Source organism: Sphingobacterium anhuiense (assembly GCF_042686355.1).
Lineage (GTDB): Bacteria > Bacteroidota > Bacteroidia > Sphingobacteriales > Sphingobacteriaceae > Sphingobacterium > Sphingobacterium anhuiense.
Map to the genome: position 1 here is coordinate 96,510 of NZ_JBHUPE010000007.1, position 25,204 is coordinate 121,713.

The window sequence follows — 25,204 nt, forward strand, 5'->3', positions numbered from 1 at the left end:
TTTCTATTTTACAGGGTAAGGGTAGGCCACTTCAGTCAAATACAAACCTTGAGCTGGTACAGATGTACCAGCCATTGAACGATTTTGACTAGCAATGACTTCTTCCATAAATGAAATTGGTTTACCTTTTATTCCGATCTCTAACAGGGTCCCAACAACAGCTCGTACCATATTACGTAAGAATCGATCTGCTGTAATGTGAAAAACAAGTTTCCCTTCACTTTCCCATATCCATTCGGCTCTTGAGACTGTGCAGATATTGGTAAAAACTTGTGTATTAGATTTACTAAAACAACTAAAATCTTGTTTTCCTAACAAAAATTCAGCCGCTTTATTCATCTTTTCTACATCGGGAATATCTCTTAAAAATGAAGAGTATGCATATATAAAAGGATCTTTTTCAAAATGAAGATGATATTCATAAGAACGACGCACTGCATCAAAACGGGCATGTGCTTCTTGATGAACAGGTAAAACAGATTTAACTGCAATATCATGAGGTAATAAACCATTCAAAGCATGTAGAAAACGATCTGGATTTGCTAATATTCCAGTGGAATCTGCATCAAAATGAACAAATAATTGTTTGGCATGAACACCGGTATCAGTTCTACCTGCTCCAATCGTTTCTGTTGGCACACGCAATAGAATTGCTAAAGCATCATTCAATCGCTCTTGAACAGAAATTGCATTATTTTGAACCTGCCAGCCATGGTAATTTTTCCCAAAATAAGCTACTTCTATAAAAAATCTACTTTTCTCCATTTTCAAGGACAAAGGTATGAATTAGCAAGAAGATACAAGAATAATGATACGATAGAACTGTCTGAATAAATTCATAAAAGCAATGGCAGTTTACAATTTAAGACGAAAATAGGCCTCCTATATATCAAGGTTTTAAAAGAAATAAAAAAAAGTGTAACGTTTAGAATTTTCTCTTACTTACTGTATAATAATTAAACAATAACAATTTAAAACCAAAAATATGGAAACGTCAAGCATCATTCAATCTATCAAATCAAAAATGAAAATGGAATTTTCGGTACAAATTCTGGCTATGTTCTTACTTGCTTTTTTGCCGACTTATTTTGGATTTACAAAAGAACTAGCATTGATATACTATTTCTTTTATAGTATTTTGTTCATTTTTACCAGCTATTACTTCAGCCGGTTTTATTTTTTTTATAAAATATGTAATACCATCAATGTTCAAAATATTCAAGATGTAAGATGGTTCTATCATGAGCTACGATTAGAACTAGCAAATTATAAAAGCTTTCATTACATCACTACATTTATCGCATCGGGGTTTGGCATTTTATATTGTTATTTTAATAAGGTAAGTATTATTCCAGCCCTAAATAGAATGGAATTATTATTCCCTGGTCAAGTAAACTTATTTATCGTTTGTCTTGTTTTTGTATTAATTTTATTTATTCTGACAGAATCTGCTGTTAGTTGGTCATACCGCAAACAATTGAAAGACCTAAAGTCCTATATCACGGCATAAAAATGTTCTTCTTCTCACAAAATATGAACTTGAATAAATAGAAATTGGAATTTACATCTGTAAATATGAGAACAACTTAGGAAATAAGATTGGGAATGCATTCTATTACATTCCCAATTTTTAGTATATCTTTAAATCAATCCAAAATATTTAGTCCATGCAACCCGTAAAGCATCTGATTATTCCTCTCTATTATTAAAGAGTAGATTTTACCTGTATGCCATTGCTTTTTGTGCTGCATAAACTTTTTTTAGATCCAGAGGAAATTTTCTATATAAATCCTCCCATTGTGGCGGTGTACAGCTTTTTTTCATACTGTCAAAAGAACGCACAAATAAGTTCTCAATAATAAACCGCACATAATCATTCCCACGTTTATGAAGCCAGCCCATCACTTTTATACGGTCACCTATTTTTTGTATTTGTCCATTTGTTAGTTGCGACTTTAAAAAATTCACGACTGCCTGAAGAATCCCTGCGAAATTTTTATGATTGGACAAGTGACGTATTTCATTATTTATTTCTTTGTAATGAGCAGTTATATAATCTGTAGCTATATTTTCATTAATTGTATCCATTCCTTTTTTATTTATATCTTCTTGTTAAATTTCTTGAAAATCGTCTTGTCAACATATGAAAAACGATCAAAACTCTTAAAATATTGATCAGTTTCTACATATTTTTGTCACTGTTTTGTTATATGATTCCAACAATCACTTTCAAAACAATAATTAGCTAACCAAAAACTTCTTATTCACTAAAAGCGCTTTCTCTTTTTGCTATTGATACACGAAATTTGTGCCAAATAATCATAATAGACAGAACAAACAATAAAACAACAGTTTAAGTGAATTATAAAAAAATCAAAAGACTGTATATCAATATCAAAATGATAGCAGACTATCATTTTGATAGGATTTTTTTACCCTATCATGATTTTTATCTTACCTATTCAATAAAAAAGCCTTTACTCAATTATGAGTAAAGGCTTACAAATACTTCTTTAATTTGTTTATTTTTTCACGACTGTCAGAATAGCTTTGCTATTACCCTGACCCAAATCTACTGTCAAAATATAGCTAGTTCCTAAAGTAAGGGATTTACCAGAAACTATTCCTAAATTTCCCGAATCTCGGCCATTGGTTCCATCGCCAATAAAAATCATATCATTATCTGTACTGATACTTGTTGCTCCAAACTCACCCCCCCAATTTTTTTGATGGAAAAATTTGAAGTTGATATTACTTGCATGAATAGATTCTCCGGCCTTCAAGGTAATTTGATATTTTTTGTTTCCGATCGGCATCATACACAAAGCCTTCTCTGGGCTCCAACCGACTTGGTTAGTTGCAATGCCCGGCTTACCAATACCTTCTCCAATGATCCAGATAGCTCCTGTACCATCGGCTTTCAGTGATGCCAGGTTTGCTCCATCCATGGCTTCTACAAGAAAATACTTCAATTTAAAATCTACCGTTATACGATACTTTCCATTAATACCGTTAAAATTGATGGATCCATCTGACTTTTGGATGAAATAATCCGGATCAATCCACCAGTTTTTTACATCGTCGATACCATCAAATGTAACCTGTTCTCCATTTTTCAACTCAAACTCTCCTTTAAAATAATCATCATCAACGCGACTTAATAAATTACCATTCAAATAAATATTTATAAATGGCGATGCTTCATACGTCAATGTATTAAACTTTATGCTATATACACCGGAAGTTAAATTGGTAAAAGGAATTTCGGTCGTAGATCCAATTTCAACAGTATTGTTGACCCAACCAAAATTCATTGGATTTCCTTGCTCACCTACTTTTGGAGCCTGGATATAACCCTTTACTGAAGATGGAAAACTTTCTGTAACCGCATATTCATTCGTTCCTATTTTCTCCATCTTATAGGATTTAGACTCTGTTACTAAATTCAAATAAGGAAAATCTGGTCTAGTCAAATCAATTTCATAAGACTGTTCCGTCATTTTCTGACTTATATTCTGTAGAATGAATTTTAACGTTGCCTTACCATTTGGCACATTCTTATAAAAGGGTATAAAGATCTTTCCAGAATAGTCTCCGTTTTCCTTTGTTCGTATAGTGGTTTCCGACACTTGGTCATCTGTAAAAAACAACTGTACTTTTACAGTCGATAAAGCAATCTCTTGATCCGACGCATGCACTTGAAATACTAAACTGTCTCCAAAGTGAGCTGCTGAAATATCTGATTTCACTTCCAATTTGGGCTCACCTATTTGATACACATATTTTTCATCCTTTTTACAGGAATACAGCGCCGCAACTGCGACAGTTCCTAATAGGAAATTTAAAATAGGTCTTTTCATATTTTTTAGATTTTAATTGGCCCAACGATAAGAAACGACTGATTTAGCTGGCACCTCATAGCTAAAATGATTTTTTGAATCACTTATTGTAATCTTTCTATTTTCTTCGGCATCATTCAGCAATACAATTGCATAAGACCCATCTTTATTTTGAAATGCAGTGTACACTAGCCCTTCTGCTGTATATCCTTTCGCTCCAATACGAACTGCACCTGATTTTACGACTGACGAAAGGTGTCCTACAATGTAGTAGTGCGAATTGCGTGTAATATTCTTAAAATTAGATTTACTGATATCAACAGCACCGTAACAGGTCTGACATCCTCCTTCACGATTTGGCCCTTTATCGGTATCTAACATCAGATTCCAAACTATAACTGCTCTACTCCAATTATTGACCGTTCCTAACGCTACTTCACGCATATCTTCCATTAATCTCTTTTCAAGATTTCGACCTTCATTCCACTCTCCAATAGATGTTTCTGTAAAGACCAGTTCTTTATCTGGACGTTGATTATGAATATCCAATAATTCAGCTTTGTCACCGCCATAATTGTGAAATGCGGCTCCAGCTATATAGGAAGCTGCTCCTGCATCGTTATAAATTTTCACAGGATAGTCATTTTGATCAGCAATATTATCATAGTTGTAATTATGATCGAAGGCATAAATTTTAGTTTCTAACGCAGCTGCTTTCAATTGCGGACCTAATGCTTGTTTAATAAAAGCCTGTTGTTCTTGCCATGTCATGTACAACGAAGCTGAATTGCCACGGTTTAAAGGTTCGTTTTGAACTGTAATCGAAGATACCGTGACACCTTCTTTTTTCATTGCCTGCAACCACTGTACAAAGTACCATCCATAGTCTTGGTAATGCTTAGGGTTCAACTGACCACTCGTCCAAGAATCGAAAGGTTTCAAATCTGTCAAATTATTTACTTTCATCCATTTAGGCGGTGTCCATGGAGAACCCATGATTTTGATTGATGGATTGATTGCCAGTATTTCTTTTAGCACAGGTAGGATGTATTGCTTCTCTTCGAACTGCAAGGCAAAATTTTCTTTCCCTTCTTTATCCCAACAAGTATACTCGCTTAAAGAGAAATCAGAACATCCAATAGCAATTCTAATATAATTCATTCCCATACCTTTTTCATCTGAAAAAGTTTCTGTTAAAAACTTAGTACGATCTTCCTTGCTCATCTTCATCAAATTATAACAAGTAGATCCTGTAATAGCGGCACCAAAACCGTCCATCTTTTGAAACTTTTGGTTCGGATCTAATGTGATCGTGTTTGGTGACATATTAAATTTCGTACTGAAATCTATATATCCTTTTGTAAAATCTTGGGAACGTGTATTGGTTGTTGTATAAATCGTTACATCGCCTTTGTCTTTTATGTTATCTGAAGCTGAAGGCTTATAGCTATCTCGGTTACATGATGTTGCTGTAATTAAACAGGACAACAGTAGTGTATATATCATAGTGTTATTATTTTTGCGTTTCATAAAATTTTCAATTAATTAGTACCCTAGATTTTGCACTAAATTTGGATTCTGATCGATCTTTGCTTGTGGAATCGGCAGGCGGTATGAATACTGATTAAATGGATAGACCTGAGATTTGCGTCCTGAATCTTTCGCATATACCGCATTCATTACAGCCTCGACTCGATCTAATCTTACTAAATCAAACCAACGCTGTCCTTCAAAAGCTAATTCTAAACGTCGCTCTTTCAATAATGCATCCAACATACGATCTTTACCTGCACGTATGGAATTATCTAATTTCGGAAGTTTTACTCTTTCACGAACACGATCAATGATGTCTGCAGCAGCACTCAAATTAGGGCTAGACTGCATAATTAGAGCTTCGGCTTTTAGTAATAATAAATCGGCGTATCTTAGTTTAACCATACTACTCATAGACGATCTCAATTTGAACATAAAGGGGTAATGGGATGCCGGATAGTAATTACTCCATTTGGCTACATAATACACAATTGACTGATCCATCCTTATTTTATCACCTTCATTTTGATAGGTCTGAATCAAATCTCGAGATGGTGTGATCCACTTAGCCCATGTAAAGCTATTTTCATAATTAGAAAGATCACGACCAAACATCCAAGTTGCCCAGTTACCAGCCCCCGGCATAAATTGTGCTTCTAAAATTGATTCACGTGTATTACGCTGTACTAAATCCGTATTCCCTGCATTCATTGCATAGATATCGGCATAATTGGTATTCAATTCGAAACCATCAGCTGTAAGTGCATCTACATATTGGATTACTTTCGCATAGTCTCGAATCGGTTTTTCAGCATAAATTTTAGCTAACATAGCTTTGGCAACAGATTTTGTAAACCTTGTTTTATCAGTCCCAGATCCATTAGGTGCATCAGCTAATGCTTCCACTAAATCTTTTTCAATCTGACGATATGCTTCTTCTTCTGTGCTTTGAAATGGGAAATACTGCGGATACACTTCTTCAATATTTTCAGCTGTAATATCTGCAGCTTGCGTCGTGATAACGGGAATGGATCCGAAAATTCTTACCATATCAAACATTGCTAATGCTCGGAAGATCTTGGCTTGTGCTTTATATGATTTAATATCCGTATCATTTACAGATTTATCTGCTACGCTATCGATATTAATAATTAAACGGTTAGCACGTGCTATATCTTCTAAATAACGACCCCAATCCCGATCGACAACAGAGTTGGACCCTTCAATGGAATTGTTCTCAAAGGGTAATACTTCTGCTCCTGTTGTACCTGCATATGCATTGTCGGCATGCGATTCGGAGATGAGTAATAAGTCAACATACCAATGTTCTTGTCTGTCACGCATCTGTTGATAAATACCCGTTAAAAAATTGTCCACTTCACTCTTGTTCTTAAAAACAATCTGAGTTCCTGATTCGGTTTTCCCCTGACTATCATCTGAATAACCGTCCAATGGGTCCCTGTTCAAAGAACAAGAAGTGGCTAAAATAGATATGATAACCAAGTTGAAAAATATTTTTATAGCTATTGTTTTCATGATTATTCCATTAAAATTCGACATTTACTCCAACTACAAATGATCTACTTTGCGGATAAGTTCCCCAATCTATTCCCTGTACACGTCCTGAGTTTCCGTATTGGTTTACTTCAGGATCCATACCAGAATATTTGGTCCAAGTCAACAAATTACTAGCAGATAAATAAGGTTGTATTTTTTGAATACCAATTCTTTTCAATCGCTCTGGAGCAATGGAATAACCAAATGAAATATTTTTCAATCTCAAATAACTTCCATCTTCCACAAAATATGTTGAATTTTTCATATCAAATCCCGCTTTAGGTACATCTGTAATCTGTCCTGGTACACGCCAACGGTCTAATACCACTGTGGATTGATTACGACCATCATACATCCCCTCTGTTTCCATACGGCTTGCATTAAAGATATCATTGCCATATGTCCCTTGAATAAATATGCTTAGATCAAAGTTTTTCCAAGAAAAACTATTGGTCATACCGTAAGTAAATTTGGGATTTGGATCGCCAATATATGTTCTATCTGAAGATGATATTTTTTGATCACCATTCAAATCACGATACATCAATTGACCGGTCTCTGGATTAACTCCATCGCTGATATAACCGAAGAAACCACCCAAAGCACGTCCGGGTTGGTTTCGAACTGCATAATCATGCACATTGTCGTTGGTCATTGCATCATTATAAAGCTGACTTAACACGAGTTTATCCAGACGATTTTTATTAAATGAGATATTAAAATCTGTACCCCAGGTAAAAGCTCCAATTAAATTTTTCGAACCTACAGCAATTTCTACTCCTTTATTGGTCATTTTGCCTTCATTACGCTTGATCACGTTTGCTGCTGCCGAACCTGCTGGAAGGGAAACTTCCATCAACATATTTGTTGTTTTCTTATGATAATAATCTAAGGTCAATGTTATCCTATTCTGAAAGGCCGCAACATCCAAGCCTACGTTGGATTGTGTAGTCGTTTCCCAAGTTAAATCCGTTGCTCTTAATGTATTCGATTGGGTAATATTAGGTACTGCATGTTCTTGTCCGACCTTAAACCATTCTATCCGCTCTATTCCGTTGAATGCGAGATAAGAATAATCACCAAGACCTGACTGGTTTCCCGTTTGTCCCCAGCCTCCTCTAACCTTTAAGTCATTGATCCATTCCACATCTTTTAAGAAATTTTCTGATGAAAGTCTCCATGCTGCTGATAAAGAAGGAAAATAACCCCAACGATCGTTTGGATTTAATTTGGAAGATCCATCAGCACGCATATTGGCAGTTAACAGGTATTTACCATCATAGTTATACATTGCTCTTGCGAAATAAGACATTATCCCCCAATTCGATGCTCCAGAACCTGTACCATTCCAAGAAATTTTGTTTGCGGCATTCAAAGTTTGGATAAGACCATTTGCGTAATTTGATCCATTGATATAGCTATTGGTATACTTTGAATCGGTCCAAGACGAACCGCCCATTGCTTCGATATTATGCTTTCCAAATCTTTTATTATAGGTCAAAACATTATCCCATGTCAACACCGTATTCATATTACGGATATCTGATGCTTCACCGTATTGATTTCTACCCCATGTTGTTGTTAAGGGATCTAGAAAAGTTGTCAATAAACCGTTTCTTCTATCTAAAGTGAATGAAGATTTAAAATTCAGATCAGGATTAAAGGTGATTAAGGCACTTCCTGATGCTAATATTCTATTTTCGCGATTGTTGTTATATTTTGTTCTCGCTAAGTTCTCAATCGGACTGGTAATATTATTGATTCCATAGAAATTGTTATAATAGCGATCTGGATCTGTTGGATCCCATATTGGAGCATATGTTGGTGTTGTAATCACAGCTGTAACGACTCCGCCTCTATTGGAACCTAAGCCTGAAGTAATACCATTATCATTATAGTCAGAATAGGTGATATTTGCATTAACTTTTAACCATTTACGGACTTGATTATCGATATTTGCTTTAAAATTATATCGTTTGAAAAACGAACCTTTTAATGTTCCTTTATCATCTGTAAATCCTCCAGAAAGATAATATCTTAATTTTTCTGTACCGTCTGAAATTGTCAGTTGATAGTTCTGTTGAACCCCTGTTTTATAGGTTTCCTTAAACCAATCTGTTTGATCTGTCAATCCAGCAGGTAAATTAACCATTCCAATTTCATTCTGAAGATCTCGATATTGCGCGGTGTTTAGCACATTGACGGTGTTATTCACAATATTGGATGTAAGTTGCGCACCAAATGTAATTTTTCCTTCGCCAACTTTCCCGGTTTTAGTCGTTATTAAAACTACACCATTAGCGGCTCTTGAACCATAAATAGCCGCAGAAGATGCATCTTTCAGAATCTGAATATCGGTCACATCATTGGGCGACAGAAATTTGATATTATCTACCGGTACACCGTCGACAACATAAAGCGGATCATTACTCCCATTGAAAGAAGTTGTTCCTCGCACACGAATGTTCATCTGACCTCCTGGTGCACCATTCGGCTGTATTACCGCAACTCCTGCAGCTTTTCCTTGAATTGCTTGACCGACATTGACAATTGGTCTTTTTTCAAGATCTTTTGTTGATACCGATGAGATTGCTGTGGTTACATCTTTTCGTTTTACGCTACCGTAACCAATCACAACTACATCTTCCAGTACATTGGCAGAAGAGCTTAACTGTACTGTCAGATTACTGGAATTGACCACCACTTCCTTTCTATCATAACCAACGTAGGTAAATAACAAAGTTGTTCCGGATGGAACCGAGATTTGAAAGCGTCCATCTTCTTGAGAAGATACGCCATTGACTGTTCCTTTTTGAACAATTGTAACTCCTCCTAGTGGCTTTTGATCTTGGACATCAAGTACACGTCCACTGATCTGTATTTTATCCTGAGCGACAGATGTACCCACTATCGCAAAGAAATAAATTACCCACATAAAAAGAGTTGCTTTCTTAGTAAAGAAAATCATAAGCATTTATAAAATGGTTTCAATAATTTAGTTTGAGAACTACTCAAATAGCCATAGAATTCCCCAGCTCTATAACAAAAACAAAGCTACTAGAACGCTGAGCGGGATAAAAGGGTCTAAATCCAAAAAGTACTAATCATATTTTTTAAACCACTTAAAACAAGCTAGTTAAATAAAACTAAAGGAGTTAAAAAGTACTAGATTGACCGTTAAGAGCGATCAATTACTGCAATTTGTCGGACTTGATCTTCAAAATCATCTCGATTTCCAACGGCTTTATTGCGGACTTTGGTCCGATAGTTATAGACTGTCCGAAGGGAGTAGCGTAAGAAACTCGCGATCTTAACACTGTCTGAAATGCCCAGACGAATCAAGGCAAAAATACGGAGCTCAGTATTTAGAAACTCGCCTTTCTTGGGTAGGATTTGCTCATCTGGAGCAAGCAGTTTATTGAAATCTGCAACAAATGAAGGATATAGATTTAAGAAAATGCGGTCAAAATTAATATATAACTGCTGCACTTCCCGTTCGACCATCTGTGTGGATTTCAGTTGATCTTTGATGGCATCCCATTGCTGGGCACTTGCTTTCTTAAGAAGTGCTTTCCGGATGTCTTCCATCTTATCAATATAATTGGAACAGAGATCAAAAAATTGGGCAATATATTCTTCTTTGATGTGATTTGATTCAAAGAGCTGCATGTTTTTATCATTGATCTCTTCATTCAATTTACGTAAATTGCTGTTGGTCATCGAAAGCTCTTCACGTGTTAACCTTAATCGTTGTACCTGCCTAAAGATAAATACCAAACCGATAATCAAGATCAATGATAAAAAGCTAATGACAATTAACATCACTTGTAACTGTCTATTCTGGGTATTGATTTTCTTCTGATAAGCTGCGTTAATAATCGGATAAAAAGATGTGCCTTCTACTATACGATAACGAACATTACAACCCATTGCGTCATCGATCGCTTTTTCAATAAATTTAAATGCATGATCAAAGTCGCGGAGCTCATAATAAGTCAATGCCAGATCTTGCAATGAGGCATTATCACGATTAGCAATTTCAATATCAGCAATTGCTGACTGCGCAAAGTAATACCGCTGTGCGGTTATATTTTTTTCCTGCTTATAGATTAGTCCTATGAAATAGGCAATAAGTGCTCTTTGTTCTAAATCTTCTTTGTTTTCCTTCCACATGGCTTTAAATAAGGTCTTAGCCTCTTCTCGCTGTCCTTGAAATAGGATTTTAATCGCTGTTGCACTTTTAAACTGAGAAGACTGTGGATCAAGAACCATTAACAAGGAGTCTCGGTAACGCTCACTTGCCTGGTAGTATTTTTCATGATTGTTGCTTTGACCATAATGACTGTAAAAAGCGCTATAAGTTTCATAATATTGCGGTAATAATGTACTTGATAGTGTCGTGGGATTTAACTGTTGCAATACATGTTCTGCCTCAATATACCTACCTATTGAAGAATAGATCCAAGCCAGATCTAGACTTACAGCTATTGATGACGAATCTGAATTTTTTAAAGCTAATCGTCGACATAGCATAATATAATGCAATGCTGAGTCGGATTGAAACTTTTTATAGTTTTTAAATATTTCGTAATTTTTTTTTAGGTATTCATGATCATCTTTTTTTACCAATGAGGCTTCCTGTTTAAGTTTAGCAATATGATCTTCTCTTTTTTTCACATAGAGTTCTTGATTTTCCATAACATAATCAAGCTTGCGATATAGACTTATACTATCGCTCAAATCTTGCGCAAAGACTGTTAAAATGAAAAAATAGAATAATAAAAGAGTAATAAAACGTTTCGTCATTATTTAAATTCCCCAATGGTTGAAGATAAATATATCATATTTTAGCTATAAAAAACAAACAGGGGACAGACAAAAAATTGTCTTCCCCTGTTTAATAGCCTAATAACAATCATTGTTGGCATTAAAGATCTCTTTTAAAAATTTTCGTTAGTACATTCAAAATTGATTTATTGCTACAATTTCATTTTACTGAATGAGTAGGGTGCATCAGTATCTTTAATTCCTCTTTTTTTGTTCGGTTTATCAGCCATATCAAATTGCAACTCCCCCCCTTTGATTAGCTCCTTATATTGAAAGAAATTCTTGGTATACATTTTCCCATTAATCTTTACTTCATTGACGTATACGTTATCTTTATTTTGATTAGTCGCGTCGATCTTCAGTGTTTTCCCATTTTGTAGATTTAATTTGACGGATTGAAATTGTGGTGATCCCAATACATACTCACCCGAAGCTGGAGCTACGGGATAGAATCCCAAAGCTGAGAAAACATACCAAGCTGATGTTTGTCCATTATCTTCATCACCACAATAACCATCGGGAGTTGGGAGATAAAGCTTATCCATGATTTGGCGCACCCAATATTGTGCTTTCCAAGGCTCAGCGGCATAATTATAGAGATATGGCATGTGCTGAATTGGCTGATTACCATGTGCATATTGGCCCATGTTCATGATTTGCATTTCTCTCATTTCGTGGATCATACTTCTGCTCTTCATACCCTCGTAGCTTGGTATCACAAATATGGTATCAAGCATTGCATTGAAAGCCTGTTTACTACCCATTAAATCAATCAGACCTTGCGGATCATGGAAGACACAAAAACTCCAGTGCCACGCATTTCCTTCGGTATACTCTTTAGACCAAGCACTTGGATCAAAAGGTGTAACAAAGGTACCATCAGATTTTTTTCCACGCATCAATTTTGTCTCAGCATCATAAATATTTTTATAATTCATGGCACGCTTTGCATAAATTGAAATTTCTGAATTTGGTTTTCCTAATGCTTTTCCAAATTGATAGATACTCCAATCATTATAGGCATATTCCAAAGTTCTGGCGACATTTTGATTGATATTCTTATCAGTAGGTATAAACCCTAATGTATTATACACCTCATGACCGAACCTTCCTGTTGCTGAAATTTTAGGATGAGCGTTATTTGCCCCATGCACGACAGCGTCCCATAATAGATCAGCATCATATCCTTTTCTTCCTGTTGCAAAAGCATCTGCCACCACTGAGGCCGAATTATTACCAATCATTGACTCGCGATGCCCTGGGGAAGCCCATTCAGGTAAAAATCCACTTTCCTTATATGCATTTACCAGTCCAGCCTGCATACGATCGTTCATTTCAGGGTAGATGAAATTCAATAAGGGAAATAAGCTTCTAAATGTATCCCAAAATCCGGTATCTGTAAACATTTCTCCTGGTAGAACCTGTCCGTTATAAGGACTATAATGCACCCTTTTTCCTTGTGCATCTATTTCTGAGAAATCTCGCGGAAATAAGGTCGAACGATACAAACAGGAATAAAAAGTTTTTAAACGATCAATATCTGGATCTTTCACCTCAACACGTCCCAATACTTCATTCCATTTCGCTTTTCCAACCGCAACTATCTCATCAAATGTTTTGCCTTTAACTTCTTTAAGGTTTAGCTCCGCTTGTTCAAAACTGATGAATGATGATGCAACACGAGCGATAACCTGCTCACCTCGTTTCAGATTTTTAAATCCTACGATAGCACCTGCATGGTTATCCTTCATTTCTAATACATTATTTTTGATATCGCCACTCTTTACAGCTGCTTTAAAATCAAAAGAACGATCAAAAATAATGACAAAATAGTTTTTAAAGTTATCTGGCACTCCACCACTATTCCGGGTGTTATACCCAATTATCTTATTTTCTTCTGGAATTACTTTAATGTATGATCCTTTATCGAAAGCATCAATAACCACTTGAGCTGCTGCAGTTTTTGGAAAGGTAAAACGAAATATTGCCCCTCGCTCCGATGGTGTTAATTCTGTAGTAACGTCATGATCTGCAAGATATACACTATAGAAATACGGTTTTACGACTTCTGCTTTATGGGAAAACCAGCTCGCACGCTTTTCTTGGTCAAAGACTGGTTCTCCAATTGTTGGCATAATAGAAAACTGTCCATAATCATTATTCCAAGGACTTGGCTGATGGGTTTGTTTAAAACCTTTGATTTTATCGGCCGTATATGTATAGACCCAGCCATCACCCATATTCCCTGTTTGTGGTGTCCAGAAATTCATGCCCCATGGCATTGCAATAGCTGGATAGGTATTCCCATTTGACAATTCGTACTTAGACTGTGTCCCGATCAATGGGTTGACATAATCGACAGGACTAAATGACTGTGCTTTGCTCAACTGAACAGAGAGTAGTAAAACTAATGCTCCTAAATGTTTTTTAAAATTCATTATTGTATTTTTCATTTTGATTGAAACCGCAGGAAGCAAGGTTTCAATCTTAATATTTAAATTTTGTTAAATTTACGTATCCCTGCATTAACTTAATATATGATACTGTTATAATTACAAAAATTTTAGGTTAAAGGGCATAAAACAAATCAAGGTCTTAAAAAGACCTCGATTTGATTACAAACAAACACTACCAACCTACATTTTGAATTAGTTTCTCATTTTTCAGTACTTCATTATTCGGAATTGGAAATAGATAATCCCGCTTTTTAAAGATTCTTGTTTCGATTACCGTTCTCTTAAAGAAATCATTTCCATCGGCATTCAGATTCATTCCATACACTGGTCCTCCACTTACATTTTCAGCAATTTTCCAACGACGAGTATCAAAATAACGGACATTTTCAAAAGCCAGTTCTACTTGACGCTCTTTTCTAATTGCCTCGCGCATTGCCGCCTGTCCTGCAGGAATAGCAACATCTCCTTCGCCATATCCTGGTACACCAGCGCGTTTTCGGATCAAATTGACATACTTTAGAATATCTGCATTTCCTGGAGAAGATTCATTCAATGCTTCTGCATAGTTGAGATAAATATTCGCTAATCTTAACAACAAAGCTCCTCGATTATTTCCGTTTGTTCCGACATTCTTTCTCACTGTATAACCGGTAGGCGTTACATCCGATGTGCTTTGTGATCGGCCTGAATTTCCACTATAATTGAACCATGAGATGACAGGTGTACTACTATTTGCTTGATTAAGCCAATAACTTCCACTATAAGTAATTCCTACGTAAAAACGTGGTTCACGGTTTACATACATTTTAAATGTTGTACGATCTGCAACATCATAGGGAGCCTTATAGTTAACAAATCCTACTTCAGAATATTCAGATTTTGAATCGGTAACCGCTAATCCATTTTTCATAAAATAAGCGTCTACCATTGCCTGCGTTGCTCCAAGAGCTCCTCCCCCTTGTGCTGCTGATGGGAAACCGACATGTTTTGGTGTACGGTCATATTGTGCATTATTTCCACTATTTGATCGAGCAAATATCCACTCCTTATTCCAATCTATAGTCATTACATTACGGCATGATAAATATGCTGCAACGAAAGGGTCTGCATTTGTTTCCTGATAGAGATCATAATAAGTTGGTACAAATTCATCTATAAACTCCTTGGAAGCCGTTGCAGCAATCTGCCACTTCTGCTTATCTTCTGTCGCACTAAATAAAGCTGTTCCATCTGGATTTTTCAGTGATGCAAAGTCTGCATTTCCATTGTATAAAGGACTTGCCTTTAATAAGAGTGCTTCTGATTTATATGCCTTAACGACTCCCTTTGTAATCCTTCCGTATTCATTATTATTAGGACGATATGGTAATTCTTTATATGCTTCATCTAATTCGTCAACGATATAATCAATACAGGCATCAAAAGGAGTTCTTGCAAGTTTAAGGTCAGAAAGAGGTGCATTGATATCGAGTATCTCTTCACCAATCAAGGGTACAGCCCCATATGTTTTTACTAAATAATAATAATAGAGTGCCCGAAGTGCTCGTGCCTCTGCTTTGTATGTTGATTTCATGACTGATGTCACTTCAACAGGATTTGCATTATCAATATTTTGAATAAAGTATGATGCATTTCGGATACCTTCATAGTAGCTATTCCAAAATCCAGCAACAACACCATCAGTATTGCTCCATACACTTGAAATCATGTTATTTGCATAATTAAAATCCCAGGTATATTTGGCTTCATCGGAGGCCGCAGTCCATGGACCTGCATTACCCGAATTTGTAAATCGTTGTACCAGTTCGTTAGGAATAACACTGTATATATTGGCTAGAAACTTATCTGTATTCGTTTTGGATTTGAAAATATCCTCTACGGTAATCACATCATCAGGTACTTGATCCAAATAATTTTTACAACCATTGAAAGATGTCAAAGCTAAAGCTGCAATTATCATCCAGCTAAATTTATTTATTTTCATTTTTGTAAGATTAAAAGTTAAAATGTTGCTTGTATTCCCATTGAGATTGTTCTAACATTCGGATAACGTGTGCCATTTCCGGTATTCAATTCAGGATCCCAAAGCTTAAATTTGCTCCAATAAAGTAAATTGACACCTTGGACATAGATACGTGCATTCTTCACATTGATCCTTTCCAAAAAGTCCTTTTTAAAATTATAGCCAACATCCATTGTTTTTAAGCGAAGAAAATCTACATCTTTCACCCACCATGTTGAAGCGGCTGAATTATTCTTATTAGCTGCATTTCCATAAGCCAGTCGTGGGTAGAATGGATTTTCCAATGGATTTTCTTCTGTCCAACGGTCTTCTGCAATCGCATAAAGATTGCTTCTTTCGGCACCGGTACTGTTATTAAAAGGAATAATACCGTCTCCACCTATTAGGCGTTGAGCTCCTGAAGTGCCTTGAAAAAATGCGCCAAAATAAAACTGCTTATAGGAAACATTAACTCCAAAACCAAAGACTGAGTTGGGTACATCTCCATGACCTATCCAGCTCACATCATTAGCATCAACCAGACCATCACCATTTAAATCTTTATAACGAATATCTCCTACACGCTGCGCTCCTAAAGCACTTTGATCTGCATGATTTTTGATTTCATCTTCCGACTGAAATAAACCATCGGCCTGATATCCATATATTCCCAATACGTTGTTACCTCTTCTTTCCATATATGGAAAAGGCTGTCTTGGTTGATCATTTTCAAGAATCTTATCTTTATTATAAGTGAAAGTAGCGCGTAGATCTACATGAACATTTCCAACTGGAAATGGTGCTAATTCTAATGTTCCATCAATACCTTTATTTTCAATAATTCCCAAGTTAGCCCAAGGATTATTGGTCAATCCAACATAGTCAGGAAGCGAGGCTCTCTGTAAAAATACACCTGTTCTTTTTTCTTTAAAAAAATCAACTGTTAATGATAATTTACTTTTTAGTGTTTTTATTTCTAAACCTAGATTTTGTTTGTGAGATTCCGCCCACTGTACATTTGTTCCATAGTCTGAAATCGCTGTACCTCCATACCCCGTATTACTAAGACCGTTACCAAAAGTATAACCTCCCGCATCCGTATTGACTAAAGTCAGATAACCAAAACGACGAGTACCACCATTACTGCCATCTCCAACTTTACCATCAGAATAACGTAATTTTAAAAAGTTAATTCCATTTTTCACTGGTTCAAAAAATCTCTCATTCGAAACTACCCAGCCGACCCCAAAAGAAGGGAAGAAACCAAACTTCATTCCAGGAGCAAAGTTTTCAGAACCATTATATCCAAAATTACCTTCCACAAAGTACTTATCATCATAAGAATATGTTAAACGTCCAGCTGTTCCCATGTTACGAAAAGGCAATGACGATGTGACATTATCTGCAAATGCTTCTACGATTTCACGCTGATTATACAATAACATAGCTGAGATTTGATGCTTGTCTGCAATCACAGTATTATAATTTAAAGCAGCTTCGGTGTAAAACTGTCTATTGGCATTATTTGATTTAGAGAATGCCAAATCATCAGCACCCTGCGAAATAATATTTAAGATGGGATTACCTTGATCGTCATATGGAAACAAACGATTTATCAAATAAGTACTCCGATTTCGGGTACGATTGATGGTATGTTCATTCCAGATATCAAATGAATATAAAGCTGAAAAATTCAGTCCTTTTAACCAAAATGACAAATCTTGTGTCAGTCTAGCATTTGACATCACTCGATTGTTAAAAATATTTTGGTAACCTGTTTGCGTTATTTGTCCATATGGATTTGGTTGTGCACCTGCTGAACTAACGCCAGGAACAAAGTTACCTGGATACATGGCTGGATATAAGACTGGATTAGTCTGCATAACATTGCCAAAAGCTTCCTCGGGTTTTACTCCGGGATAATTGATATTTCCGATATTTCCCTGTACTCCCAATTCGAATTTTGTTGTTGTCGTCCAATTCATCGAGATATTTGAAGTAAAATTGTAGCGCTTAAATCGGGTTGTAGCATCATACTTTTGTAGCGCATCAGTTCTAAGCAAACTCGATTCATCATAATAAGCTCCAGAAACATAATAGCTTGCGAATTCTGACCCACCACGGGCACTAAAGTTTGCACGACGATTGCTTGCTGAATTCTTAAAAAGTTGATCCATCCAGTTCACATTTGGGTACAGATAAGGATCTTGTCCTAAGATGGTATTGTTGATATAATTATTTGAATATTCCTTTTGCATTCCTGTAGCTAATCGTGCTTCATTACGCAACAACATATAGGTTACTCCATCTGTTAATTCAGGTCTTTTTGTAAATGATGTAAAACCTTGATTGTAATTAAACATTAATGATGGCTTGCCCGTGATTCCTTTTTTTGTACTGATTAAGATCACCCCATTGGCTCCTGCAACACCGTATACAGCAGTAGCCGAAGCATCTTTCAAAATAGTCAGTGAGGAAATATCTTCTGGATCAAGACCGTTAATATCACGCCCTTGTACTCCATCAACTACTACTAATGGCCCTGTATTTCCAGACATACTTGAGATACCTCTAATCCACAAGTCGGCCCCATCTGCACCCGGAAGTCCTGAGCGCTGTACTCCAACCAGTCCAGAAATTCTTCCTGCTAACATGGTACTTAGGTTAGCTACCGGAAGTTTAAGGTCTTCAACATTTACGCTTGATTGGGCACCGACTACTGAAATTTTCTTTTGTTGACCGTAGCCCACAACCACAACTTCATTAATACCATTACTTGTTGCTTTTAAAATAACATTTATCGTAATTGCATTATTGATAACTGTGCGGAAAGTTTCATATCCGATATTGGTTATGGTCAAAGAATCACCTCGACTTGCAAGTATTTCAAATTGTCCATTTTCTTTGGTTGCAGCAGAGTTTTTTGTCATTAAATTGGTCACTGTTACTCCTGCCAGATTTACATTCATCTCATCACGCACAATTCCTTTTACAAGAACCTGCCCTGCTTGCTGTGCAAAAGTTTCATTGCCCCAGTAGCAACTACAAAAAGCTATAAGAACAAATATTGTTCTGATTATATTTTTCATCATCTAATAGGTTTATTATTGGTTAGCACTTTTTTGAGGATCCGAGATCAATCGCCATTCGGCCATTTGAAACAGACCTGTTCCACCAGCAATTTCCTTGATATTCAGTCTGTAAAACTTGTATTTGGTTGTATTGGAGATGTCAAAGCGTACCTTAAAATTTCGATCTGGGAAAGTGTACCCAGTCTTACTTTCCAATGTTGTCCAGGTTTCTCCATCGTTTGAGGCAACTAGATCCCAATTTTTAGGGTCTCTTCCAGGAGCATCATTGGCAGAGGCTAATACATAAGAAGTCACGGCAATTCCGCCGGGGAAAGTTAATTGTAGAAAAAGATCATTCACATAGGGATTAATTAGAAATTTTGTTGAATAGTCGTCATCGACTACTTTTGGAGAGCCCTCACCAGCACCTGAACCACCACTATTTTCATGGTTAACAGTGAGTTTACCATAAATCGTGATGTCCATTTCAGGCTCAGTTTCTGGGGGTAATAATTCATAATGCTTGACTTCTGTTTTTTGACAAGCACTAAAAGACAACAGCATGCCCACGAAAAGCAATAGTCGCCTAGATCTGGTTAGTTTGTTCATAATAGGCTTAATTAGTTATACTAAAACGAATTAGTACTCTAATATAGAGAAGCCTATTTCAAAAACTTGTTAATCAATTGTTAACATCATTCTTTTTCTATTAATTGCTGATCAAACGGGTGATAAAGCCAACTTTATAGATTGTTTCAATTTTTAATTGATTAGAATCTAAGAGCACTTTCCGTATTTTAGAAATAAAGACATCTAGACTGCGTCCCATAAAATAGTCACTTTCCCCCCATAGTTTATTGAGTATTTCTTCTCTGGTCAGTACGCGATCTAAATTTTGCAATAGATATTTCCAGACTTCAAATTCACGTGCAGTCAAACGTAATGTTTTTCCTCCATTAACACGTACTTCCATAGCACTGCAATACAAAACAACATCTGCAATTTGTAGTTCTTCTATCTTTTTCTCTTTGCCACGTGCTAAAATATTGTTCATGCGCCATAAGAGCTCTTCGGTATCAAATGGTTTAGTAACGTAATCTTCTGCTCCTAGTTTGAGTCCTGCAATACAGCTTTCCTTTGCATTGCGTGCTGTTAAAAACAAGAAACGAAATTCAGGTTTCAAAACCTTTATCCGCTTCACCAATTCAAAGCCATCAAATGATGGCAGTTGAACATCGACTAGCAATAAATCGAAATTTTGTTTTTTACTCAACATTAAAGCTTTATCCCCATCATCGACTAGCTGTACATGAAATCCACTTCTTTCCAGATACCATTGCACCTCTACTCCAAGATCTGCATCATCTTCTATAAGTAATATTTTTCCTTCCATATCCTATTTACTAATTGGAATTATTATTCTAAAAATAGTCCCCTGATCTTGAAAAGTCTCCAGGTCGAGTTTCCATTTATGTACCGCAACAATATTATAAACAAAATATAAACCCAACCCTAATCCTGTTGAGGATCTGATCTGCCGACCTCTTTGGAACTTATTAAATATGCGACTTCGATCCTGTTTATCAATTCCAAACCCATTGTCGCCAATTTCAATCATTAACGATTTTGGGGAAATATATAAAACATTTACTTGTACTCTCTTGTACTCACTTACGTTGTATTTTAATCCATTTTCCACTAAATTGGTGATTAAAGTGGTTAACATAAAATGATCGTAATAAACATATAAGTCAACTGTATGAGGTTCAAAATTCAATACTACAGTTGCTTCTTTTTTCCATTTAATTTGACTATCAAGAATAATATCATTGAGATCTTTTACTAAAAGATGTTTTTGAAATTGTGCAGCCTGTGGATCAAAAGCTGACACCTCCAATGCTTGATTGATCAGTTTATCTAATCTTTGGGTCTGCCTAGTGATGACATCTACACTTCTGTAACCACCTTCCCATTTTTTATCTTCCAGGTCTGTTTTTAAATTTTTGACAGAGACCTGTATGGTTGTTAAGGGTGTCTTAAATTCGTGCGTTACATGATTAAAAAAATCGGCTGAAATCTCATTCAATTTTTTTTGTCTTATCCAATTCCTCATGGTGATGAAAAATAAAAAAACAATAACGACAATACTACTGCTAGACAAAAGTAGCAATGGGGCAATAGCCAAAACTATATTTTTTACCTGATTGTGCTTACTAGCATATAACTTAAAAGCAATTAAGCTAGAATTATTAGAAGGAAGTGTAACCGTAATGGCAGAGACAATATTTTGAGGACGAACGACATCAAAATTTCCATCGATTAATCCATCTTGATCTGTCGAATTAACTTCAAACAATGAGTAATAGATTTTACCGTCAAACGTTAGCGCAAGCTTATCCAAATACAAAGCATAATCATATTCGGTCAAGTCTAGTTTTAGGTTTCGAATGATATTGTGAAACTGAACCTCAAAATCTGCTTTCTTTTTTAATTCTACCAAAATTTCATTTCCCAGATCTTTTAATTTACGGCGAAAAAGCTTTGGATCTTCATGATACAGCTTTTGTAATGTTCCGTACTGCGGAACCAAGATCGAATCAATAATTGCCTGCCCTCCTGGATACAACTTGTCATTGATGATAGACTCCTCATATGCTAATTTGATCTCTGCTTTTTCATTTTTCAGGAACTCAAGCTGTTCAATTTTATAAACGCTCGATATCAGTCTCAATTGAAGTAAAATTAAGACCACAAAGCTGGTAATGGCTACTGCTTGAATGATCTTAATTTTACTCATCTTCTTATTCATAAACTTTATCATTGACAGATCCACAATAAACGATGTGATCTATGCTTTTATGAAACTTGATTTATTTACATGATAGGTCAATATAAAAATCTATTTCCCTGGCTTATCAGTCATCTCAAATTGCAGTGCCCCTCCATTCATAATGGCAGCATAAGAAAGTTTCAAACCAGCTAACGGTTGACCATTTAAGCTTACTTTTTTTACATAGACATTTTTTTCGGATTGATTTTTCACATCTATTGTAATCGTTTTCCCATTTTCTAGGTTAATCTTTGCCGATTTGACCAATGGACTCCCTATCCAATAAGCATCATCTCCAGGTGCAACTGGATAAAAGCCCAAAGCAGTAAATAAATACCATGCAGACATCTGCCCACAGTCATCATTTCCACCTAAGCCTGCATGTCCATTATGATATTGATTACGGATGATCTGACGTACACGAGCTTGTGTTTTCCAAGGGCTAGCGGTTTGATTATATAAATATGCGACATGGTGCGATGGTTCATTACCATGTACATAGTTACCAATAATCCCATCGCGGGTGATATCTTCTGTATGTTCGAAATATTTATCTGGTAATTCCATGGTAAACAAGGAATCCAGATAGTTTTCTAATTTTTTGGGTCCCCCCATCATTTCCATCATAGCCACTGGCTGATGTGGTACATATAAACTGTAATTCCAAGTATTCCCCTCTATGAATCCTTGACCATGGGTCTCCAAAGCATCGAATTTGGATCTAAATATTCCTTTTGCATCTTTAGGTCTCATAAAGCCGATAGAATGGTCATAAACATTTTTCCAATTAGATGCTCTTTTAATAAAATCTTTGTAAATGTCGTCTTTACCTAATTTTTTAGCAAGTTGCGCGATACACCAATCATCATAAGCATACTCCAGAGTATTGGAAACTGAAGTCCCAGAAATTTCATCTTGTACATATCCTAAATCGATATAGGATCCTATTCCTTCATATTTACGCGCATTTGCTGTTTGAACGCATGCTGCCAACGCGGCTTCGGCATCTCCTTTGTAAACTCCTTTCAAAATTGCATCTACCACCACCGAGACTGAATGATACCCGCTCATGCACCAATTATCATTGGCATAATGCGACCAAATAGGCAACATTTTCAAGACACTTTGATCATAGTGTGCCATCATGGATGACACCATATCGGCATTGCGCGTAGGATTGATTAAATTCATTAATGGATGGAATGCCCTAAAAGTATCCCATAACGAAAAAGAGGTGTAATTGGTAAATCCTTTTGCCTGATGCACTTCTTGATCCAAACCTTTGTATTCTCCATTCACATCCATATACACTGTCGGCATCAGACTGGCATGGTACATGGCGGTGTAGAAATTAATCAGATCTTCTTTGTTCAGCATATCCACCTGTACTTTGTTCAGTTCCTGCTCCCACGATTTTTGACCCGCTTTCACATAATTTTCAAAGTTCCAATCTGGTGCTTCGTGTTCCATATTCGCAAGCGCATTCTTCATACTTACGGGACTTAGTGCTACCTTCATCAAAACCTCCTCACCATCCTTCGTGTCAAAATCCAGATTCATTTTGATCTGATGTGCCGCTAAATCCGGAAAATTATTTTTTTGATCAAATTTTCGCCAAAATCCCGCATACACTTGTTTTGCATCTTCATACTTAGCTCCATAATTTTTAAATGCTTTCGAAGTTTTAATCGCAAAATAAACTGTCCTTGTACGAGCCCATCCATTTGTTTGACGATAACCTACGATCGTCGAGTCATTCAAAACACGTACTACAGTCCAAACATTTTTAGCTTCGTAATTATAAATACCGGCGGTTAAATCTAAGATCAAGTGTGAAGCATCAGATTTTGGAAATGTATACCGATGTATGCCTACACGACTTGTGGTCGTCATCTCTGCTTTAATCTGATGTTTGTCTAAGAGTACCTTATAATAATTTGCTTCTGCAACCTCATTACTGTGTGAATATGGTGAACGATATCCATCCTGTGGTCTATCGGCAGTACCTGGATTCAACTGAACTTTACCCTGTGTGGGCATAACTAAGATGTCACCCAGATCTGAATGTCCTGTGCCACTAAAATGAGTATGGCTGAACCCAACGATGGTCGGGTCATCATATTGGTACCCTGCACAATACTTGTAGACATCACCATTATATTTACCATTCATAGCATATGGAATGGTGTCTGTATCAGGACTTAGCTGTACGGCCCCAAATGGTACTGTTGCTCCTGGAAATGTATGCCCCATGCGGGCTGTACCAATTAAAGGTTTTACGTATTGTATTAAATTGGACTGCGCCTGTAGCAGGTTAGGAAACAGGAACAATCCTAAATATAGGAGTTGTTTACTTTTCATAAGTTTAGATTTTTAAAGACTTGGAGCCTGGCTATAGTTTTTCCATAACTCATCTAGTGTCTTTCCTGTTTGCTTTTCCCAAAATCCATCTGTAAAGGTTTTATTCCGCATTGCCAAATCTAGATTTTTAACAAATCCTTTTTTTACCTTTTTCTCTATCCAAAAGAAAAAACGGGCGGTTACACGATAAGACTCTGTATACTTTTGGCTTGAATTCCATTCTGGTAATTTCCAATTTGCACCAGCATTGTCTATACCATCGGCAAAACGGACATAATCAGCGATTCCTTCTGTAATCCACCAAGGTCCAGATCCATTGGGGTAGCCTTGCACGATATGCATCACTTCATGGGTTACGACATCTATATCTCCTGGATTCTTCGCAAACCATTCAGGACTATACCTTACTATCCCACCGGCTGTTGCGGCTACTCCTTTATAATCGGGATCGATCACAAAAGATACTTTTTTCATTGTCTTTTTGTTATACGTTTTTGCCAACTTAGGGTAATTGACAAAAAAAGTATGGATCAATTTTTCTTTCAAAACAGGGCTAAAATCTTTATCCTTATTTATCCAAATCAATGTGTAACCATTCTTTGTAATACTATCCGTATCAACTGCTACCTTACGATCATGTTCTGTATGGTTCCAGTTATCTTGAGCAAGGGCTGATTGACAAGCAATCAACCCTATTACACAACCAACTATCTGACTAAATTTCATTT

Annotated in this window: 16 protein-coding genes; 1 reads left to right on the forward strand and 15 read right to left on the reverse strand. The window is 36.3% G+C overall.

Going from position 1 to position 25,204, the window contains the following annotated elements; all coding sequences use genetic code 11:
* Positions 1 to 3 precede the first annotated feature (3 nt).
* A complete protein-coding gene (gene truA, locus ACFS6I_RS17210) occupies positions 4 to 765 on the reverse strand; it encodes a tRNA pseudouridine(38-40) synthase TruA (RefSeq protein WP_380922413.1) in 762 nt (253 codons plus the stop codon).
* Positions 766 to 985: 220 nt separating this feature from the next.
* Here truA and ACFS6I_RS17215 point away from each other — a divergent pair, with 220 nt between their 5' ends.
* The gene (locus ACFS6I_RS17215) at positions 986 to 1,510 is read left to right on the forward strand and encodes a hypothetical protein (protein ID WP_380922415.1); all 525 of its coding nucleotides are present in this window, start codon (positions 986 to 988) and stop codon (positions 1,508 to 1,510) included.
* 209 nt (positions 1,511 to 1,719) lie between these two features.
* On the opposite strand, the gene ACFS6I_RS17220 is transcribed toward ACFS6I_RS17215, so the two are convergent.
* From ACFS6I_RS17220 to ACFS6I_RS17285, 14 genes are all read right to left on the reverse strand, one after another.
* The gene (locus ACFS6I_RS17220; RefSeq protein WP_380922418.1) at positions 1,720 to 2,088 is read right to left on the reverse strand and encodes a DUF7674 family protein; all 369 of its coding nucleotides are present in this window, start codon (positions 2,086 to 2,088) and stop codon (positions 1,720 to 1,722) included.
* Positions 2,089 to 2,522: 434 nt separating this feature from the next.
* A complete protein-coding gene (locus tag ACFS6I_RS17225) occupies positions 2,523 to 3,860 on the reverse strand; it encodes a DUF5125 domain-containing protein (RefSeq protein WP_380922420.1) in 1,338 nt (445 codons plus the stop codon).
* 12 nt (positions 3,861 to 3,872) lie between these two features.
* Positions 3,873 to 5,345, reverse strand: a complete 1,473-nt coding sequence (locus tag ACFS6I_RS17230) for a glycoside hydrolase family 30 protein (protein ID WP_380922422.1) — start codon at positions 5,343 to 5,345, stop codon at positions 3,873 to 3,875.
* Positions 5,346 to 5,384: 39 nt separating this feature from the next.
* On the reverse strand, positions 5,385 to 6,908 hold the full coding sequence (locus ACFS6I_RS17235; RefSeq protein ID WP_132769463.1) for a RagB/SusD family nutrient uptake outer membrane protein: 1,524 nt from the start codon (positions 6,906 to 6,908) through the stop codon (positions 5,385 to 5,387).
* 10 nt (positions 6,909 to 6,918) lie between these two features.
* Positions 6,919 to 9,864, reverse strand: coding sequence for a SusC/RagA family TonB-linked outer membrane protein (locus ACFS6I_RS17240; RefSeq protein WP_380922424.1), 2,946 nt, complete (start codon positions 9,862 to 9,864; stop codon positions 6,919 to 6,921).
* A 242-nt stretch (positions 9,865 to 10,106) separates the two neighbouring features.
* The gene (locus ACFS6I_RS17245; protein ID WP_380922426.1) at positions 10,107 to 11,627 is read right to left on the reverse strand and encodes a DUF6377 domain-containing protein; all 1,521 of its coding nucleotides are present in this window, start codon (positions 11,625 to 11,627) and stop codon (positions 10,107 to 10,109) included.
* A gap of 281 nt (positions 11,628 to 11,908) precedes the next feature.
* Positions 11,909 to 14,194, reverse strand: a complete 2,286-nt coding sequence (locus tag ACFS6I_RS17250; RefSeq protein ID WP_380922428.1) for a GH92 family glycosyl hydrolase — start codon at positions 14,192 to 14,194, stop codon at positions 11,909 to 11,911.
* Between the two features lie 190 nt (positions 14,195 to 14,384).
* Complete coding sequence (locus ACFS6I_RS17255) at positions 14,385 to 16,196, reverse strand: RagB/SusD family nutrient uptake outer membrane protein (protein WP_380922430.1); 1,812 nt, start codon at positions 16,194 to 16,196, stop codon at positions 14,385 to 14,387.
* Between the two features lie 17 nt (positions 16,197 to 16,213).
* Positions 16,214 to 19,306: a SusC/RagA family TonB-linked outer membrane protein gene (locus ACFS6I_RS17260; RefSeq protein WP_380922432.1), complete on the reverse strand. Its 3,093-nt coding sequence runs from the start codon at positions 19,304 to 19,306 to the stop codon at positions 16,214 to 16,216.
* Between the two features lie 12 nt (positions 19,307 to 19,318).
* Positions 19,319 to 19,894, reverse strand: coding sequence for a discoidin domain-containing protein (locus ACFS6I_RS17265; RefSeq protein WP_168127653.1), 576 nt, complete (start codon positions 19,892 to 19,894; stop codon positions 19,319 to 19,321).
* Positions 19,895 to 19,994: 100 nt separating this feature from the next.
* Positions 19,995 to 20,678: a response regulator transcription factor gene (locus ACFS6I_RS17270; protein ID WP_380922434.1), complete on the reverse strand. Its 684-nt coding sequence runs from the start codon at positions 20,676 to 20,678 to the stop codon at positions 19,995 to 19,997.
* 3 nt (positions 20,679 to 20,681) lie between these two features.
* Positions 20,682 to 22,082, reverse strand: coding sequence for a sensor histidine kinase (locus tag ACFS6I_RS17275; RefSeq protein ID WP_380922436.1), 1,401 nt, complete (start codon positions 22,080 to 22,082; stop codon positions 20,682 to 20,684).
* A 102-nt stretch (positions 22,083 to 22,184) separates the two neighbouring features.
* The gene (locus tag ACFS6I_RS17280; RefSeq protein ID WP_380922438.1) at positions 22,185 to 24,476 is read right to left on the reverse strand and encodes a GH92 family glycosyl hydrolase; all 2,292 of its coding nucleotides are present in this window, start codon (positions 24,474 to 24,476) and stop codon (positions 22,185 to 22,187) included.
* A gap of 12 nt (positions 24,477 to 24,488) precedes the next feature.
* A complete protein-coding gene (locus ACFS6I_RS17285; RefSeq protein ID WP_380922440.1) occupies positions 24,489 to 25,202 on the reverse strand; it encodes a basic secretory protein-like protein in 714 nt (237 codons plus the stop codon).
* Positions 25,203 to 25,204: the final 2 nt, after the last annotated feature.

Bases quoted from the DNA above. Each gene is read 5' to 3' on its own strand.
- truA (WP_380922413.1), bottom strand. From the start codon at position 765: ATGGAGAAAAGTAGATTTTTTATAGAAGTAGCTTATTTTGGGAAAAAT.
- ACFS6I_RS17215 (WP_380922415.1), top strand. From the start codon at position 986: ATGGAAACGTCAAGCATCATTCAATCTATCAAATCAAAAATGAAAATG.
- ACFS6I_RS17220 (WP_380922418.1), bottom strand. From the start codon at position 2,088: ATGGATACAATTAATGAAAATATAGCTACAGATTATATAACTGCTCAT.
- ACFS6I_RS17225 (WP_380922420.1), bottom strand. From the start codon at position 3,860: ATGAAAAGACCTATTTTAAATTTCCTATTAGGAACTGTCGCAGTTGCG.
- ACFS6I_RS17230 (WP_380922422.1), bottom strand. From the start codon at position 5,345: ATGATATATACACTACTGTTGTCCTGTTTAATTACAGCAACATCATGT.
- ACFS6I_RS17235 (WP_132769463.1), bottom strand. From the start codon at position 6,908: ATGAAAACAATAGCTATAAAAATATTTTTCAACTTGGTTATCATATCT.
- ACFS6I_RS17240 (WP_380922424.1), bottom strand. From the start codon at position 9,864: ATGTGGGTAATTTATTTCTTTGCGATAGTGGGTACATCTGTCGCTCAG.
- ACFS6I_RS17245 (WP_380922426.1), bottom strand. From the start codon at position 11,627: ATGGAAAATCAAGAACTCTATGTGAAAAAAAGAGAAGATCATATTGCT.
- ACFS6I_RS17250 (WP_380922428.1), bottom strand. From the start codon at position 14,194: ATGAATTTTAAAAAACATTTAGGAGCATTAGTTTTACTACTCTCTGTT.
- ACFS6I_RS17255 (WP_380922430.1), bottom strand. From the start codon at position 16,196: ATGAAAATAAATAAATTTAGCTGGATGATAATTGCAGCTTTAGCTTTG.
- ACFS6I_RS17260 (WP_380922432.1), bottom strand. From the start codon at position 19,306: ATGATGAAAAATATAATCAGAACAATATTTGTTCTTATAGCTTTTTGT.
- ACFS6I_RS17265 (WP_168127653.1), bottom strand. From the start codon at position 19,894: ATGAACAAACTAACCAGATCTAGGCGACTATTGCTTTTCGTGGGCATG.
- ACFS6I_RS17270 (WP_380922434.1), bottom strand. From the start codon at position 20,678: ATGGAAGGAAAAATATTACTTATAGAAGATGATGCAGATCTTGGAGTA.
- ACFS6I_RS17275 (WP_380922436.1), bottom strand. From the start codon at position 22,082: ATGAGTAAAATTAAGATCATTCAAGCAGTAGCCATTACCAGCTTTGTG.
- ACFS6I_RS17280 (WP_380922438.1), bottom strand. From the start codon at position 24,476: ATGAAAAGTAAACAACTCCTATATTTAGGATTGTTCCTGTTTCCTAAC.
- ACFS6I_RS17285 (WP_380922440.1), bottom strand. From the start codon at position 25,202: ATGAAATTTAGTCAGATAGTTGGTTGTGTAATAGGGTTGATTGCTTGT.